This is a genomic window from Shewanella indica, assembly GCF_002836975.1.
GTDB classification, from domain to species: domain Bacteria; phylum Pseudomonadota; class Gammaproteobacteria; order Enterobacterales; family Shewanellaceae; genus Shewanella; species Shewanella indica.
Genome location: NZ_NIJK01000022.1, coordinates 1 through 18012 on the forward strand (window position 1 = coordinate 1; position 18012 = coordinate 18012).

The 18012-nt window shown below is 51.7% G+C and carries 11 protein-coding genes and 3 tRNA genes; 4 read left to right on the top strand and 10 right to left on the bottom strand.

The window, feature by feature from the left end; genetic code table 11:
* Positions 1–93: 93 nt before the first annotated feature.
* From CX650_RS04890 to recA, 8 genes are all read right to left on the bottom strand, one after another.
* Positions 94–170: transfer RNA gene (locus tag CX650_RS04890), tRNA-Arg, on the bottom strand.
* Positions 171–201: 31 nt separating this feature from the next.
* Positions 202–278: transfer RNA gene (locus tag CX650_RS04895), tRNA-Arg, on the bottom strand.
* Positions 279–296: 18 nt separating this feature from the next.
* Positions 297–388, bottom strand: a tRNA-Ser gene (locus CX650_RS04900).
* Between the two features lie 204 nt (positions 389–592).
* Positions 593–790: a carbon storage regulator CsrA gene (csrA, locus tag CX650_RS04905; RefSeq protein ID WP_025011666.1), complete on the bottom strand. Its 198-nt coding sequence runs from the start codon at positions 788–790 to the stop codon at positions 593–595.
* Between the two features lie 116 nt (positions 791–906).
* Entirely contained in the window at positions 907–2145 is a 1239-nt protein-coding gene (locus CX650_RS04910) for an aspartate kinase (protein WP_101095168.1), read from the bottom strand.
* A gap of 22 nt (positions 2146–2167) precedes the next feature.
* The gene (gene alaS / locus CX650_RS04915; RefSeq protein ID WP_101095169.1) at positions 2168–4792 is read right to left on the bottom strand and encodes an alanine--tRNA ligase; all 2625 of its coding nucleotides are present in this window, start codon (positions 4790–4792) and stop codon (positions 2168–2170) included.
* Positions 4793–5260: 468 nt separating this feature from the next.
* Positions 5261–5692, bottom strand: coding sequence for a regulatory protein RecX (locus CX650_RS04920; RefSeq protein WP_083399848.1), 432 nt, complete (start codon positions 5690–5692; stop codon positions 5261–5263).
* 11 nt (positions 5693–5703) lie between these two features.
* Positions 5704–6768 carry a recombinase RecA gene (gene recA, locus CX650_RS04925; RefSeq protein WP_039034396.1) on the bottom strand — a complete coding sequence of 355 codons (1065 nt, stop codon included), beginning with the start codon at positions 6766–6768 and terminating at the stop codon, positions 5704–5706.
* Positions 6769–7085: 317 nt separating this feature from the next.
* Here recA and mutS point away from each other — a divergent pair, with 317 nt between their 5' ends.
* Positions 7086–9644, top strand: a complete 2559-nt coding sequence (mutS, locus tag CX650_RS04930; RefSeq protein ID WP_373297563.1) for a DNA mismatch repair protein MutS — start codon at positions 7086–7088, stop codon at positions 9642–9644.
* Positions 9645–9847: 203 nt separating this feature from the next.
* Here the strand turns inward: mutS and CX650_RS04935 are convergent, their stop codons facing one another.
* Positions 9848–10780 carry a porin gene (locus CX650_RS04935; RefSeq protein ID WP_039034397.1) on the bottom strand — a complete coding sequence of 311 codons (933 nt, stop codon included), beginning with the start codon at positions 10778–10780 and terminating at the stop codon, positions 9848–9850.
* A 292-nt stretch (positions 10781–11072) separates the two neighbouring features.
* On the opposite strand from CX650_RS04935, the gene rdgC reads away from it, so the two are divergent.
* Complete coding sequence (rdgC, locus tag CX650_RS04940) at positions 11073–11984, top strand: recombination-associated protein RdgC (RefSeq protein ID WP_101095170.1); 912 nt, start codon at positions 11073–11075, stop codon at positions 11982–11984.
* Positions 11985–12172: 188 nt separating this feature from the next.
* On the opposite strand, the gene CX650_RS04945 is transcribed toward rdgC, so the two are convergent.
* Positions 12173–13987, bottom strand: coding sequence for a M61 family metallopeptidase (locus CX650_RS04945; protein WP_101095171.1), 1815 nt, complete (start codon positions 13985–13987; stop codon positions 12173–12175).
* Positions 13988–14115: 128 nt separating this feature from the next.
* Here CX650_RS04945 and CX650_RS04950 point away from each other — a divergent pair, with 128 nt between their 5' ends.
* Both CX650_RS04950 and CX650_RS04955 read left to right on the top strand, forming a co-directional pair.
* Positions 14116–16263, top strand: coding sequence for a tetratricopeptide repeat protein (locus CX650_RS04950; RefSeq protein ID WP_101095172.1), 2148 nt, complete (start codon positions 14116–14118; stop codon positions 16261–16263).
* Positions 16264–16422: 159 nt separating this feature from the next.
* On the top strand, positions 16423–17979 hold the full coding sequence (locus CX650_RS04955) for a GGDEF domain-containing protein (RefSeq protein ID WP_101095173.1): 1557 nt from the start codon (positions 16423–16425) through the stop codon (positions 17977–17979).
* The last annotated feature ends 33 nt before the right edge of the window (positions 17980–18012 follow it).

Here is an 18012-nt window from a genome sequence, read left to right on the forward strand (position 1 = left end):
GAGTCGAACCTCCGACCGCCTGGTTCGTAGCCAGGTACTCTATCCAGCTGAGCTACATGCGCGAATTGTATTCTTTACTGCTAAAACGAAAAATGGCGCGCATGGAAGGAGTCGAACCTCCGACCGCCTGGTTCGTAGCCAGGTACTCTATCCAGCTGAGCTACATGCGCGAATTGTATTCTTTACTGCTAAAACGAAAAATGGCGCGCATGGAAGGAGTCGAACCTCCGACCGCCTGGTTCGTAGCCAGGTACTCTATCCAGCTGAGCTACATGCGCGTATTTCACGTTAAGAAATGGCGGAGAAGGAGGGATTCGAACCCTCGATGGGAGATAAAGCCCATACTCCCTTAGCAGGGGAGCGCCTTCGGCCACTCGGCCACCTCTCCGTTTTCTTGGCGCACATATTACTGTTTGAAGAAAATAAGTCAAACCCTTTTTCCGAAACCTTTTCCGTTTGTCCTGTTTTTAATCAGCCCACCTAAATAACGCGCAAATCCTGTGCTATCAAGGGTTTTCCGGCGCCAGAAAATAAAAAAGCCAGTTTAAAAACTGACTCTTCTATTCCTGACGGAGGTTCACTTTGTGTCGCCTCAGAAGTTACCACCTTCAGAAGGGGTTCCGGTTTTCTCAGACTGAATACGCTGATAAATCTCCTCACGGTGCACAGAAACTTCTTTGGGTGCATTCACACCTATACGTACCTGATTCCCCTTCACACCCAGCACTGTCACTGTGACCTCGTCACCAATCATCAGTGTTTCGCCAACACGACGAGTCAAAATCAGCATTCGATTGCTCCTCTAGTTTCCATATTTTCTACACACGGCGCTCATCCGTCGTAACCATTATTATAAGGTGAGCTTAGTACAAATTAATAGTATTCAATACTAAATCCGTTGTTTAATTACACCTTATTTAGTTCAAAAGCGTGATGTAGAACTCGAACTGCCCTGTATAAATCCGCTTCATCAATAACCAAAGACAGCTTTATCTCTGATGTTGCCATCAACTTAACATGAATTCCTTCATTCCCCAAGATATCAAACACCTTGGCGGTTGCCTCGGCTCTGCGATGCACGCCGGCGCCTATCACAGAGACCTTGGCCAAGGATTTTTCAAACACCAATGGCCCCAACGACAGGCCAAGAGCCGCCTCATCAAGCACCTTTAGCGCCCAAGAGAGCCTGTCAGCATCCATGGTAAAACTGACGCCGTCATCCGTCCCCGCCTTGGTTACCAAATCCACGTCGACACCGTTTTCGGCCAACAGTGAAAATACTGCCGCAAAAGGGTCTGATGAATCGTCAGAGCGGTTAAGACTCAGCATCGCCTGCCCTTTACTGCAAGCGATACCGGCCACTTGATTACTCTTGTCTTCACAGGCATCGAAACGGATCAGTGTGCCACTGCCGGGCTCAAAGCTGGAAAGCACCCGCAAGGGAACCTGAAAGCGCTCGGCATAAGACACTGAATCCGGGTGCAACACCTTGGCACCCAATCGAGCCATCTCCAGCATCTCTTCGAAGCTGATGGCATCGAGTTTCTGGGCGCTCGGTTCGATATTGGGATCTGTGGTATAGACACCGGCCACATCGGTAAAAATTTGACATTCCCGCGCCTTGAGCGCAGCAGCCAATGCCACCGCCGTGGTATCAGAGCCACCACGGCCAAGAGTGGTCACTTCCCCGAATTGATCCCGTCCCTGGAAGCCGGCCACTATCGGGATAATGCCCTGCGCCAGCAACTCCTGCAGATACTGAACATCAACTCGTTCGATACTGGCACGGCCAAACTGACTATTGGTATGGATTTGCACCTGAGCGGCATTGAGCGACTTGGCTTTAACACCACGTTTTGCCAGTGCCATCGCCATCAGGGCAATACTCACCTGCTCGCCGGTGGAAACCAGCATATCCATCTCCCGCGCCGAGGCTTCAGGGTCAATCTGCCCCGCCAGCGCAAACAAACGGTTGGTTTCACCGGCCATGGCAGAGAGCACCAACACCTGATGCTCGCCGCTCAATTGAGCCTTGGCAATCTGCTCGGCAATCACCTCGATACGCTCAATCGAGCCTACCGAGGTGCCACCGAACTTTTTGACATACAGTCGCTCGTTACTGCCTGAACGTACTTCTTGTGTCACATAGACCTCGTTGGTGGCGAAATTATGCCAGACGTTCAGTCAGCCAAGGCGTTACCGATGCCAATGCCTGAGGCAAGTTGGCAACTTCACTACCACCGGCCTGAGCCATATCGGGGCGACCACCGCCCTTGCCACCAACCTGCGCGGCCACCATGGCCACCAATTCACCGGCCTTCACCTTAGCGGTCAGATCTTTAGTCACCCCGGCGATAAGGTTGACTTTGTCGCCATGAGCCAGACCCAGCACCACTATGCCAGATTGCAGCTTCTGCTTAAGTTCGTCCTGCAGACCACGCAGAGAGCCTGGGTCGATGCCTTCGACCTGTTTCACCAACACCTTGACTCCAGCAATCTCTTGCGCATCGGCAACCATGTCGGCGCTGGCTGCGGCGGCCAGTTTATCTTTAAGCTGAGCAATCTCTTTTTCCAGTTGGCGGCTACGCTCCAACTGCGCCTTGAGTTTGGCGACAACAGAGTGACTGTCTGCCTTCAATAAGTTAGCGGCATCATTCAATTCCTGCTGTTGCTCGGCGACGAAAGCCATGGCTGCAGCACCGGTTACCGCTTCAATACGGCGAATACCGGCGGCAATACCGCCTTCGGAAGTGATCTTGAACAGACCTATGTCACCGGTGCGGCCCACATGGGTACCACCACAAAGCTCAATCGAGAAGTCACCCATAGTCACAACCCGAACCTGGGCATCGTATTTCTCACCGAACAAGGCCATGGCGCCTTTGGCTTTGGCCTGCTCTATATCCATCTCGGCCGTTTGCAGCTCATGGTTACGACGGATCTGGGTATTAACCATCTCTTCAACCGCCTTGAGCTCTTCAGGCTTAACCGCTTCAAAGTGGGAGAAGTCAAAACGCAGACGCTCAGGCTCCACCAAAGAACCTTTCTGGGTCACATGTTCACCCAATACCTGACGCAGCGCGGCGTGCAGCAAGTGAGTCACTGAGTGGTTCAGCTGGGTGCGATGGCGCAGTTTCTTATCGACTTGCGCAAGCAGCTCCTGACCCAGAGTCAGTTTGCCTTTACTCAGTTGGCCGATATGGCCTGTGGCCTGGGCATACTTTTGGGTATCGCTCACCTCAAACAGCAGACCTTCGGCTGTCAGTTGGCCCTTATCGCCTACCTGCCCCCCCGACTCGCCATAGAATGGGGTTTTATCCAACACAATAACCGCTTGCTGACCGGCATCCAGAGTGTCGACCGCCTGACCATCGACATAGATGCCGATAACTTTGCCGTTGCCGCTCAGTTCGCTGTAACCGCAGAACTCACTGTCGGCATCAATCTTCAGCCCGGCGTTATAATCGGCACCAAATTGACCGGCGGCCTGAGCCCGGCTACGCTGCTCGGCCATCGCCGCATCAAAACCCTCTTCATCGACCTTGATATTACGCTCGCGGCAAACATCGGCGGTCAGATCCATAGGGAAACCATAGGTGTCGTAGAGCTTGAATACGGTTTCACCATCCAGGGTATCGCCCTTGAGTTCAGACAGGGCTACATCCAGAATCCCCAGACCACGCTCAAGTGTACGGGCAAACTGTTCTTCTTCGGCTTTCAGCGCCTTTTCCACTATGCTCTGAGTCGCCTTAAGGCCCTTGGCGGCATCGCCCATCACGTCAATAAGTGTAGGTACCAGCTTATAGAAAAAGGTATCAGTGGCGCCCAGCTTGTTACCGTGACGCACGGCGCGGCGGATGATACGCCGCAGTACATAGCCCCGGCCTTCATTGGACGGCATCACGCCATCGGCAATCAAGAAAGCGCAAGAGCGGATGTGGTCGGCAATAACCCGCAGGGATTTGTTTTCCAGATCTGTTACGCCGATGATCTCGGCCGTCTTGGCAATCAGAGTGCGGAACACGTCAATTTCATAGTTGGAATGCACACCTTGCATAATGGCGGCAATACGCTCTATCCCCATACCTGTATCAACAGATGGCTTGGGCAGAGGTTCCATCACCCCATCGGCCTGACGGTTGTACTGCATGAAAACTATGTTCCAGATCTCAATAAATCTGTCGCCATCCTCTTCCGGTGTACCTGGGCGACCGCCAGGGATATGGTCACCGTGGTCATAGAAAATTTCAGTACAAGGACCACAAGGGCCTGTATCGCCCATTTGCCAAAAGTTATCTGAAGCATAAGGTGCGCCCTTGTTGTCGCCGATACGGATAATATCCTCGGCGGGAACTCCTATCTGCTTGTTCCAGATATCAAAGGCTTCATCATCGGATTGATAAACGGTAACGCACAAACGTTCCTTGGGCAGCTTGAGCTCTTCGGTCAAGAAATTCCAGGCAAAGCGAATGGCATCTTCTTTGAAGTAATCACCGAAGCTAAAGTTACCCAGCATCTCAAAGAAGGTGTGGTGACGGGCCGTATAACCCACGTTATCCAGGTCGTTATGTTTACCACCGGCGCGAACACAACGCTGCGAAGTGGTAGCGCGGCTGTAGCTACGCTTGTCCATACCGAGGAATACGTCTTTAAACTGGTTCATCCCGGCGTTGGTAAATAGCAGAGTGGGGTCATTGCCTGGCACCAGAGAACTGCTGTCGACTACCTGATGGCCATTCTTGCGGAAAAACTCCAGGAAAGCACTTCTGAGTGCTGCTGTGGTTTGGTACATAAATCGTCCTGAGTTACTTAAGCCTGAATAATGTATAAAAAGTGGTCTAAAGGCGTGCATCGCCCGGCCACTCGAGCGCTCTTTTGCCAAGCATTATAAGCATGCAGCGCCAGAATACCAATTAGATTGCGCAGGGTATGACGCCTGATACAGCCGAGGTACAGAGAGCATTAACGGCATAAGCCAAAACCGGATTAACGGGGCAGGCAAATGCTATTTGCCATAGATGTTGAATTACTCAGCGAGTATAGAAACCTGCGCGGGCAAACCAGGATACAGAGGCTTTAGCGGGATATAACCATGGGCGACAAGCGCAAAAACTAGCACCTGGATTGCGTGCTGGTACAGAGCGCAAAAAAGGCTGCAACTTAATAAGAGTGAATGTTGAGGTTTGTCAAATGAAGTCAGTTGCAGAGATTAGGCAGCGGTAAACTTGGTTATGAAAAGGGCTTTAGTGATAGAGAAAAATCAGTCGTAAGGGTCATATTCAAGGGCGAATGCCACTTGATCATAACTAAAGCCCTGCCCCATCAAGTGACGAATTCGGCGAGCCTTTTCTTTCATATCATCAGCGGGACTATCGCCGAATTTCTTTAGTGCACGGCTGCGCGCCAAGGCAAACCAGTCACAATCACAGGCATCCAAAACCTGCTCGATACACTGTTTATTCAAGCCTTTTTGCATCAGTGCCTGACGCACTTTTCCCGGGCCGTGGGCCTTGGCAATATGGCTGCGTAACAAGGCTGCAGCGAAACGCTGATCATCGATAAAGCCTTTGGTTTCCAGACTATCCAAAGTCTGTTCTACCTCGAGCGACTCAAAGCCCTTACCCAGTAAACGGCTCTTGAGTTGCTCGCGGCCATAGTCGCGGCGCGCCAACAGCGCGACCGCAACCTCCATTACCGACTGGCTCAGAAAACTTCTCCGGTTTCCAAGTCGATATTGCCTTCACCCGTCTCGGCGCTGGCAGGAGCTGCTTCTGCTTTGCTGAGCAGTTTGGCGCGCAGTGCCGCTTCGATTTCAGCAGCCACTTCAGGGTGTTCCTTGAGGTACTTACCTGCATTGGCGCGGCCTTGACCAATCTTGTCACCCTTGTAGCTGTACCAGGCACCGGATTTTTCCACCAGCTTGTGGGCTACGCCCAGGTCAACCAGCTCACCGGTACGGTTGATACCCTGACCATAGAGAATTTGGAAATCGGCTTGTTTGAAGGGGGCGGCAATCTTGTTCTTAACCACTTTAACCCGGGTTTCGTTACCAACAACCTCATCACCCTCTTTGATAGCGCCTGTACGGCGGATATCGAGACGAACTGAGGCGTAGAACTTAAGAGCGTTACCACCAGTGGTGGTTTCTGGGTTACCGAACATGACCCCAATCTTCATCCGGATCTGGTTGATGAAGATAAGCAAAGTGTTGGACTGCTTGAGGTTACCGGCAAGCTTACGCATTGCCTGGCTCATCATACGAGCCGCCAGCCCCATATGGGAATCACCGATTTCACCTTCGATTTCAGCCTTGGGAGTCAGAGCCGCCACTGAGTCAACAATGATGACATCAACGGCACCACTGCGAGTCAGCGCATCACAGATCTCCAGCGCCTGTTCACCTGTATCTGGCTGAGAACACAGGAGGTTATCGATATCCACGCCCAGCTTCTTGGCGTAGATAGGATCCAGTGCGTGCTCGGCATCGATAAAGGCACAGACTTTGCCTTCACGCTGCGCCGCAGCAATCACTTCCAGTGTCAGAGTTGTTTTACCTGAAGATTCAGGACCATAGATCTCAACAATACGGCCCATTGGCAGACCGCCGGCCCCTAGAGCCACGTCCAGAGAAAGCGAACCGGTAGAGATGGTTTCGACATCCATGGTTCTGTCTTCACCCAGTTTCATGATAGAACCTTTACCGAACTGCTTCTCTATCTGTCCCAGAACTGCGTTAAGCGCCTTCTCTTTGTTTGGATCTATTTTCATTCCTGTTCCCTCTTGATTGCGGCGTAATACGTCGCCTGAAATCTATGTTGCCGCCCCTTTATTCAGAGCTTTGGGGTAAATACCAATCTGCCACCTAGTATACTGTACAATCATACAGTATCAAGTGCTGGCGGTAATTTATTTAAAGGCCGCTTGCTGATCAATCACTTGTGACCGAAGGCGTAAAATTTCCCCGCCCACGACTGGCTCAGTGATGAATAACTGATACTATTGGCGCCATTGAAAAAGGGCAACCGCTCTTGGAAACACAGTCAAGGAAATATCTGAAAGCTCCCATGAATGCAGTGATTACGCCTATGGATAACCCGGATTTGGAAAAACACACCCCTATGATGCGCCAGTATCTATCGATGAAGGCGCAGCATGCCGAAATGCTGCTGTTTTATCGCATGGGGGACTTTTACGAGCTGTTTTACGATGATGCCAAAAAAGCCTCCGAGCTCTTGGGTATTTCACTGACGGCCAGAGGCAAGAGTGGTGGCGATCCTATTCCTATGGCGGGTATTCCTTATCATGCGGTGGAGGGCTATCTCGCCAAGCTGGTGCAGCTCGGTGAGTCGGTTGCCATCTGTGAGCAGATTGGTGATCCGGCCACGTCCAAAGGGCCGGTCGAGCGCAAAGTAGTGCGCATAGTGACTCCGGGAACTCTCACCGATGAAGCGCTGCTGCAAGAACGTCAGGATAACCTGCTGGCCGCCGTCTACGAAGGCAAGAACGGTTTTGGCTACGCCACCTTGGATGTGGCCTCCGGCCGTTTTGTGATTGCCGAGCTGGCCACTCTTGAATCATTGGAGGCCGAGCTGCAACGCACCAAACCGGCCGAGCTGCTCTACAGCGAAGACTTTTCCCAACAAAGCCTGATTGCCGGCATCAAGGGCAAACGCCGTCGTCCCGAGTGGGAGTTTGACTTGGATACCAGCATGCGATTGTTGCTGGATCAATTCGGCACCAAAGATCTGCGTGGTTTTGGCATAACAGACGCCAGGCTGTCACTGCAGGCGGCCGGCTGCCTGATGCAGTATGTCAAAGATACCCAGCGCACCGCACTGCCCCATATCAATGCCATTACCCGCTTTAACCAGAGCGACAGCATAGTGTTGGATGCCGCCACCCGGCGGAATCTGGAACTGACGGTGAACCTTGCCGGTGGCCGGGACAATACTTTGGCTTCGGTACTGGATGCAACCGCCACCCCCATGGGCAGCAGGATGTTACAGCGCTGGATCCATCAGCCACTCAGAGACCATCAACAGATTGGCCTGCGGCAAACCGCTGTGGCAGAGTTGATTGCCAGCGGCCTGTTCGAGCCGTTGCATGACGACCTAAAGGCGCTTGGTGATGTGGAGCGGATCATGGCGCGCCTGGCCCTGAGAAGCGCCCGCCCGAGAGACTTTGCCCGTCTGCGACAAGCGCTGGCGCTGTTGCCGCAACTGCAGCAACTATTGGCAAACACCCAAAGCCCCGAGCTTGGACGTTTGAAACACCAGCTCAGTGAATTCCCTGAAGAGCTCGCGCTGCTGGAGCGGGCGATTGTCGACAACCCGCCGGTACTTATTCGTGATGGCGGCGTGATCCGCGATGGTTATCATGCCGAACTGGATGAATGGCGCCGCCTTAGTGAAGGCGCCAGTGACTATCTGCAACAGTTGGAAGTCAGGGAAAAAGAACAAACTGGAATAGCCACCCTGAAAGTCGGTTTCAACCGGGTACACGGCTACTATATCGAAGTTTCCCGTGGACAATCGGCACTGGTGCCCCTGAGCTATCAAAGACGCCAGACATTGAAAAACACCGAGCGCTATATCATCCCCGAGCTGAAAGAGTATGAAGAGAAAGTGCTTTCCAGTCAGGGCAAGGCGCTTGCACTGGAAAAACAGCTTTGGGACGAACTGTTCGATCTCCTGCTACCCAAACTCAGCGAACTGCAGGCTTTTGCCATGGCGGCGGCCGAGTTAGATGTACTGAGCAACTTTGCCGAGCGGGCCGACAGCCTCAACTACCACCAACCGGAGTTGAGCGATAAGCCGGGCATACATATCGAAGCCGGGCGTCACCCCGTGGTTGAGCGAGTCAGCCAGGCTCCCTTTATCGCCAACCCGGTAACCCTTAGCCCTGAGCGTAGAATGTTGGTGGTCACAGGCCCCAATATGGGCGGTAAGTCCACTTACATGCGTCAGGTGGCACTGATCACCCTGATGGCGCATATCGGCAGCTTTGTGCCGGCAGACAAGGCGATTCTGGGGCCTGTGGACAGGATCTTCACCCGTATCGGCGCCTCGGACGATCTGGCCTCGGGCCGCTCCACCTTTATGGTGGAAATGACAGAAACGGCCAATATTCTCCACAATGCGACCGCAGAGAGTCTGGTGCTGATGGATGAGATTGGCCGCGGCACCTCCACCTATGACGGCTTATCACTGGCCTGGTCGGCGGCAGAGTATTTGGCCCAGCGACTCGGCGCCATGACACTGTTTGCCACCCATTATTTCGAGCTGACTCAGTTGGCAGAGTTGATGCCCCAGGTTGCCAATGTGCATCTGGATGCCATGGAGCATGGCGACAGCATAGTCTTTATGCACGCAGTGCAAGAAGGAGCTGCCAGCAAGAGCTATGGTTTGCAGGTTGCTTCACTGGCCGGTGTTCCAGCCTCGGTGATCAAGGCCGCCAAATTGAAACTGCAGCAACTTGAAAGTCGCGATCACGGTCAAGAGCCCCATGTTCAGACCCAGGCCACACTGCAACTGGAAACACCGCCATCTGAGCTTGAACTTCTGCTTGGCAGACTGAATCCGGATGAACTCAGCCCGAGAGAGGCGCTGGACTTAATCTATAAACTCAAGGCGTTGGCAAACTAAACCTTTGAATTTCAGTTTTCAGCTCAACTTGAAACAACGATTTCACCGAGCAAATGTGCCTGTTGCGCGGTTGATATGAAGGCTGCTTCGTGAAATAGAAAATCCGATGACACTGGTCATCGGATTTTCAGCTTTTCCATAAGATCCTGGTTTAAATGCTCAACACTGAGCCCAGATTCTCCTTCAATGCATCATGGCCTGACTTAGAACTTGTGCTCCAGACCAACACCTATGTACTTGTCATCATCATCCACATTTTCCATGGAGCGATTGGTGTAGAAGGCAAACAGCTTGGTTGGCTTACCCAGCTTGTAGTCAGCACCGATAGACCAGGAATCACCCTTATCTTCCATATCCTGCCACTGACCTTTCAGAGTCACTGCATCAATCTTGTACGCCGCGCTCAGCAGGTAACCGTTCTTGCTGTCACCATCGACGGACTTCTCTTCCTGCTGGAACATACCACCCAGAACGAAGTTTGCCAGCTTGGCCTGTACTGTGGCGCGCAGGACATCGTAGCCCTTAACTTCTGAGTCATAAGCAACAGAGGCGAATACTGCGCTCTTTTTCAGATCCTTGTCACCGTACATGGCAGCAATAGAGAACCCATCTTCACCACCCTGTGACTTGGCAGCTTCAGCAGCATAAGTGGCACCAACTTTGAAACCACCGAATGAAGGTGACAGGTAAGTTACAGTTTGCTCAATACGGTTTTCACCCTTGAACAGGCTCTTGAGGTCGCCTGACAGGTCGTTGAACTGGTCAACTTTACCTTGAGCGACTTTCAACATGGTGTCATTACGACCCACAGAGACAGCACCGAAGTTACCTTTCAAACCAACAAACTGATTACGAGCCAAGAAGTTATCTTTGGCATCATTACCTGTATCTACCTCATATTCCACTGTGTAGAATGCAGCCAGATCGTTACCCAGATCGAATTCGCCTTTCACGCCAAAACGAGAGGCATTGCTTTGAACCGCGGTTTCAGAATCGTCAGCAGCAGCTTCGTCATTTGACTGAACAGTAACATTCAACTTGCCGTAAACGGTCAGCGGCTCGGCAGCGTGGGCAGAGGCCAGAGAGACTGAAGCTATGGCTGAAGCGAGTAGTGTTTTGCAAAATGCATTCATCATTAATTCCTTTCGACGTTCTCTTCGTCTTGGTTATTGGTTTGGAACGAGCGAAAGTGTGCAACGAGTCTGTTGCAGTTTTATTTCATCTTTTAACCTGCCGGATTCATTATGCCTTTAGAGTCTCCTTAAAAAAGGCAAAAGCCCTTAACCACGCGGGCTAGCGACAAGCAATACACCATATGACATTTTGGTTAAATCTTTCCCGGGTTGAAAAATCTGTGCTAACGGGGCGGGTTTACCTTGAGGATTTCATGCCTTACACTGCGGCTTTATTTTTCAAAGAGCGCCTGTCATGTGGTTTAAAAATCTCACCGTATATCGTTTCAACAAACCATTTTCTACCGATATAGAGGCACTGGAGACTGCCCTTGAGGGTTTCACCTTTTCTCCCTGCTCCAGTCAGGACATCAGCAAGTTCGGTTTTTCCAAGGCTTTGGGCAAACTGGGGCACACCCTGGTTCACAGCGCCAACAACCGTCACCTAATCTGTGCCACCAAAGAGGAGAAGCTGCTGCCTTCTCAGGTCATCAAGGAAGCGCTGGAAGAAAAGGTGTCGCTGCTGGAAGAGGAAGAAAACCGCAAGCTGACCAAGAAAGAGAAAGATGCGCTCAAGGATGAAATCACCACCACTCTGTTGCCAAGAGCCTTCTCCCGTCGCAGCCAAATCAAGGCTCTGTTGCTGCTGGATGAGCAATTGATCCTGGTAGACAGCTCCAGCGCCGCCAAGGCCGAAGAACTGCTGGCCTTGCTGCGTAAAGCGCTCGGCAGCCTGCCTGTGGTGCCAATGAGTACCAAGACACCGATTGAAGTGCAAATGACCGAATGGCTCAAGCAAGGCAATGCCCCAGCCCCCTTCACCATTCAGGATGAAGCCGAGCTCAAGTCTGCCGCCGATGATGGTGCAACCGTGCGCTTCAAGCAGCAGGATCTGAGCGAAGAAGAAGTACTGGCTCACCTGGAAACCGGCAAGCAGGTGCATAAACTGGCACTGCACTTCGGTCAGTCTATCGCCTTTGTGCTGCAATCCGATGCCGGACTGCGTCGCCTCAAGTTCTCGGAAGAGTTCCGCGCCGCCACCGATGATGTTGCCGGTGAGGATCCGCTGGCCAAACTGGACGCCGACTTTGAGCTGATGAGCAGCGAACTGGTCGCACTGATGCTGGCACTGGTCGACGCCCTGGGCGGCGTTGAAGACAGCCTGTAATCGCTATATCCAAGTAAAAAGGCGCCTGATGGCCTAATGCCGTTCACTTAGTGTGAACGGCATTAGAGTCTGCCTCGGCTTCTGTCTGCAAGCTCCCGGGCAGAAGTCCCCTACGCTGAGATAAAATAACCGCCATAAAAAACGCCGGCGCAAGTGAAGATGCGCCGGCGTTTTCTGGACAATCAGACTCAGGACTTATAGTTACCCTGAGCGTCAAACGGCCAGTCTATGCCAAGCCAGGCCTTGAAGAAGGCTTTCTGGGCGCGGCTGACACTTTCCTTAGGCTTAATTTGCAGCTTGCCGGATTGCTCTGAGGCCAGAGTCACGCGCCGCTCTATGAGCTTATCGTCGTGGAACAGGGTCACTCTCAACTCATCACCCGCCTTAAAGTCAGCCAAACGTTTGCCATAACCTTCGGCGCTGACTTTCAAACCATTGATAGCCAGCAACTGATCGCCGGCGACTATGCCCGCCTGCCAAGCCGGGCCACCACGCTCAACACTTTGCAACACCAAAGAGCCGGAAGTGAGTGTCATACCGGCAAAGGCTTGCTCCTTACTGTCTTTGCCGTAGGCGGTCTTAAGCCCTGCCTGGCTCAGCAGTTTGTCAAAGTCCAGCACCAAGGGGGCATTGACATGGCTTTGCCACCAAGGCTCATAGTCCTTGCCGGATAAGTTTTTCAAAATACGTTTCACATCCGTGACATTGTACCCCTTGGGAACCTTATGCTCACGATAGAGACTTCGGTGCACATCCCGGTAAGACACCTCTTGGGCTGTGTCCTGCAGCAGTGAAAAATCCAGCGCCAGCGAAGTCAGATAACCTTCAGAGTAGATATTCACACTGTGGTTAATGGCGTAATCACCGCCGGTACTGACCCATTGACCGGCGCTGGCTTCGGCCACCGACTGAATTTCCCGCCCCGGCTTATGCTGATTGGCATTGACCCGTTTGGCCAGGTCCTCCATAAACTCTTTCGGCGTCATGATCCCGGCACGCAGCAACAACTGGTTTTGAAAATAGCTGGTAGAGCCTTCCGCCATCCATAAAAGCTCAGTCATATTCTCCTGCTGATAGTCATAAGGCACCAGTCCCTCCGGGCGATAGGCCTTGACGTTCCAGGTATGAATAAACTCATGGGAAGCCGTGCTGATAAAACGCAGATAATCCTGACGCTCACGGAAGTTGAATCTGGGCAGTTGGATAATGGTTGAGTTCAAATGCTCGGTGGCGCCGCGGGCCCCCGAGGTGGCGTGCACCATATAAACATAACGCTCAAAGGGATAGTCATCCCAAATGGCCACCGCCGTAGCGGACAACTTACCGAGGTCTTCCTCTATCTGCTCCAGATCGTAGTTGCCCTCGCCCCAAACCACCAACTCATACTGCTTGCCGTCGGCCTTGAAGGCGCGATGCTGGCTGAGCCCGGTTTCAATCGGCGAGTCGACCAACACATCATAGTTGGCGGCCACAAACGAATGGGGCTTATCACCCGCGGCCATCCCCGAGTAACTGCGCCAATCACTCGGCACATCCAGTGTTACCTTGACTGGCTCCTGACGAAACTCAGGGCTGTACATGAAGACGCCGCTGGCATCCAGAAACGCATGACTGGCATCAATATGCCTGACCCTTTGCCCCAACTCGTTGGCGTAGAGCTGATAGCTGACGGTGACCGCTGTCGGCTTGGATAAAGCCACAGTCCATTCACCGCTGGCGCTGCGCTTCCAAGGCAGGCTATTGCCCTGCTCGTCCGTGGCATGAAAACGTCGAACCCCATCCGCCAGCGGTAATACCTGATACTTGCCGGTACGCCAAAGCGGCAGATTAACCTTGAGCTGTTGCCCGGAATGTTGCGGGAAAGTAACATTAACCTGAGCCAAATGATGTTCGGGACTTTTCAGATTTATCTGATAATCAATGTCAGCCAAAGCTGAAGATGTCCAGCCCAGTGTTGTCAGTAGGGAAGAGTAAGATATGATTGACAAAACAGCGGATTTCACTCGTAATTCCTTCTTATGTCATTGTTGTTATAAAATCGGCCGAGTATAACAATTCGGGGAGTTCACCTCACCCGCTGCTAATAAAAGCTAACAATTAAGTCCCCAAAGAAAGGGACAAAGGCAAATATATGTACTTTTTCAGGGTTATCTTCATCGCATCCATGCTGCTTATAGGCACGACGCAGGCCGATGAACTGGATGATATAGAGATAAATTTCAGAGAGCAGCCCAGGCAACTCCATAGCACGGTGGTCAGTTCAACGCCAAAATCACTGCGATATCTTTCTCTTAAAGAGTTTCAGGCCAGCGCATCTGAATTGGGCTACACATCGGGACAATTGATAAACCAGCTTATCCTGTTGGCACGGCTGGATCTGGATGCTCAAGTGCTGGTTCCCGGCCGGCTGGAACAGGCACTGGAAATCATTGAACTATTAAAGATAATTGCCCGCAGCGACTATGAAAAAGCAGCTCTCTATAACTTGGAAGGTCGTTATCTTGGTCGGGTTGATCAACAATATCAACAAACTGTTGCCCTCAACCAACAAGCACTCGAACAATTGGGCGAAGCAGAAGATAAACGCAGTCAACTGCTCAGGTATGTCATCTATGAAGATCTGGGTACAGTCAACCTGATAGCCAAACAACCTATTCCCTCTCTGAACGCCTACAACCTGCTCAGAGATACCGCCTACCAACTAAGAAATGATTACCTGATAGCCAATGCCGAGGCGGCGTTGGGCAAATACTATAATGTGAACGATCAGCAGACCAAATCGCTGCAGCACTACACCGAGGCCTTCCGGTTGGCCAGCCGTTATAACCATCCCAATCAGAAGGCGCTACTACAGCTGAACCTGGCCAAGCTCTATCGGGATATGGAGCAGTGGGACGAGGCTCTGGAGTTTGCTCATGGAGCAGCCGATGCCTATACGGCTATGGGTTCAGGCTCTTTTCTATCCCATACCATGACGGTTATCGCCATGGTATATGCCAATACAGGCGAATGGAATAAAGCAATAGACTACTACCTCAATGCCCAGCAGCTTGATGCCGAGCTAAAAAACTTTATCGCCCAGGGGTTAAACTTCCACAACCTCGGAGAAGCTTACTTCAATTTGAACGACCATCAGGTCGCCCTCGATTACCTGTTTCAGGCCAACGCAATATTCAAAGACAGAAAAAGCAATCATTACCTTGTTTACAATGAGATGCTGATAGCTGAAGTAACGCGCGCCATAGAGGATTGGCCTTTAACTATGCAGCACGCCACAGAAGCACTGCGACTGGCTAAATTATTGGCGTTACCACAAGAGCAGATTGAAGCTCTGGGTCATCAAACCTATGCTTACAAGGCGCTGGGACAATATCAACAGGCGCTGCTCTCTCAGGAGCAAAGCCTCCAACTACAACAACAGCTGCTGGAACAAGAACGGAATGCCAACTCGGATGTCAGCTCCTCTGCTGTCACAGAGCAAAAATTGAAGTTGGAAGTAAGTCAACTCAGGCAGGAAAAGCTACAACAACAAGATTCATTGCATACCCGTAATATCTTGCTGGTGGTCAGCTTGGGGTGCAGTCTACTGTTGCTGGCACTGACGATGCAGCAATATAAATTGCGTAAACGTATGGCAAAAACCAACCAGGCCCTGAAAACGAAAATGCAGCTGGAACCCATAACTGGCCTGCCCGGTTATCGCGCTCTGCTTGGCAATATTTCGAGTAAAACCAAGGGACTGGCGCTACTATCTCTTGAGAATGAGCTCAACAGCGACCTCACCTTGGGCAACAGCCTGGCGGCGCCGAGACTCGCGCAACAGGCTGAGGAGATTACCGCTACCACAGGTGCCAAGGTATTCCTGCTCAGACCCGGCCTATTTGCCCTGACTCTTACCGAAGAAACCAGACCGGCACAGCTTTACCATCAACTTAGCGAATGGCAATTCCAGGGGCAAACCCCAAGACTGGCCCTGGGGTATATTCCGCTGCCACTATTGGCTAACCCGGATGTTAAATTGTCTCTTGAAACCCTGGTTGAAACCACTCAGATGGCCCTTGCCGGAGCCATCAGTTTGCAGAATAACCAAGGCAGCTATGTCGGTTTCAGTACTCTGGACTTCACCCCGGCTGCCATCTTCTCAGCCCCGCTCTATCTGCAACTGCAAAAGAGCATTATCCGCGGCCTGATAAGAGTAGAAACCAATGGTGAGAAAGATAAGATCCACTGGCCGGAGGTACTCCAACCGTCCAGAAGCGAACATGTGTCAATAATTTGATCTAAACGACAAAACTTTGTCTCAACAACTAGATGGCAGATTTGCACTCCGGCCGGATTGCGATACCATTTAGAAGTGTCTGGAACCGGCGTCATAAGAAATCAAGCCTCTCATGACCCGACGATTGATTCGATCGCGCATCGAAGGAAAATAACAGGAATGAAGGACTCAAACGCAACGGTGTCGCAACTGGGTGTACTGAAACAGAAATTGCACTCTACCAAAGCCGCGTTGGATGAAATGAATGAAGACAGAAATGCCAAACTGCAGGCGTTACTGCAGTTTATTGGTCATCTCAGTCTGGCCTGTAAGGGACAAAGTCTGGAGCTTGACAACAAACTGGCCAAGCTTAGGCATAACCTGGGAACCTATGAACGTATTAATGATGTCCTGCCGGATCTGGTCGATGTCGAACGTCTACTCAAGGGACAGTACCATCATGTGATGGGCCAACTCGAAGAGGGCCGCTCCAGCCTGAGCAAATTCAGCCGCCAATTGCAACGAGTCGACTCCATGCCCGAACGCCTCAAGAAAGAGGTCAGCTATTTCAAGCAGGAGCTGGGCAAACCTTTTCATACCGTCTGGGACTATATTCCCAAGGTCGAGCAACTGGTGGGCTTTTATGAACAGCTGCTCGAAAGCCAATTTGAATCTGAATCTCCCATTGCTATCTTGCCTAAACACAGGCAGCTTGGCCATGAACTGGCGCAGATGATATCCAATATAGAGTTTCGCAAAGATCAGCGTGATCAGGTATTGGTGATCAAAGAGCTGTTGGCCTCGACCGAGATAGATGTCGAGGCTCTGCTGGAAGCCTATCAAACCATACTCTCGCTGCTGCTGGACAACATTGCCCGCGAAAAAACCGCCTCGCAGGAGTTTCTGTTTGCCCTCAACGATGCCCTGAGTGCCGTACGGGAAGTGGTCAGCGATTCATACAATCAGTCCCAGCGCAGCCATCAGCTCAAGAGCCAATTGAATCGCGAGCTCAACGCCCAGGTAGACAATGTTGGTGCGTCACTGGTGGATATTGACGACATCACCGAACTAAAACAGCAGATCAGCGAACAACTGGCCACCATTCGTGCCAGCCTTGCCCGTAAAGAAGCGCTGGAGCAGAGAGAGCAAGCCTTGCTGCGTAAGTCGATAGAGACTATGCGCAAAGAACTGAATGATCTCTCAAGCGAAGCCACCACCTATAAAGAAAGGCTGTTTGAACAGCAAAAGCTCAATATGCTCGATACCCTCACCCAGCTGCCCAACCGCGCGGCCATGGAGGAGCGGATGGAGCAGGAATACCGCCACTTCCAGCGCAATAAACAACCCCTGTGGCTGGCGGTAGCCGACATAGATCACTTCAAATCCATCAACGACAGCTTTGGTCATACCACAGGTGACAAGACACTACAGGTTATCGCCATGGCGTTGAAGAACTCCCTGCGTGACACTGAATTTGTCGCCCGCTACGGCGGGGAGGAGTTTGTTCTCATCATTCCGGATGTTTCCCCCAAGGATATAGAACAACTATTGAACAGGGTGCGCGAAAAAATTAAAAATATTCCTTTTAAATTTAAAAATCAGCGTATTACAGTTACAGTATCCATAGGGGCCGCGCAGATATTGGATGGCGAACACATCCAGGAAACCTTCGAACGTGCCGATGCGGCCCTCTACAAAGCCAAACATGAAAGCCGTGACAGAGTCATTATAGATTGACAGCAATGACTCCGGTTTCAGCTCAAGGAGTCG